Origin of the sequence: Xenorhabdus yunnanensis (assembly GCF_028598805.1) — a bacterium.
GTDB lineage: Bacteria > Pseudomonadota > Gammaproteobacteria > Enterobacterales > Enterobacteriaceae > Xenorhabdus > Xenorhabdus yunnanensis.
In genome coordinates, this window is record NZ_JAQRFI010000386.1 from 1 (window position 1) to 215 (window position 215).

Sequence of the window (215 nt, forward strand, 5' to 3'; positions counted from 1 at the left end):
GGATTGGGCTGAATACGGTTTAATGCGCCCCGTTAGCCCGGATAGCTCAGTCGGTAGAGCAGGGGATTGAAAATCCCCGTGTCGGTGGTTCGATTCCGCCTCCGGGCACCAAGATTTTAAAGCTAATTTGTTGAATACTATCAAGTAATTAACAAATAAGTTAAAATTTAGGGCTGTTAAGAAAATGTTAAACAATTGGTAGCCTGGTTTGTACG

The 215-nt window shown here is 43.3% G+C and carries 1 tRNA gene; it reads left to right on the top strand.

From position 1 onward, the window contains the following. Nucleotides 1-35 precede the first annotated feature (35 nt). Nucleotides 36-111 (top strand) — tRNA-Phe (locus PSI23_RS22700). Nucleotides 112-215 lie beyond the last annotated feature (104 nt).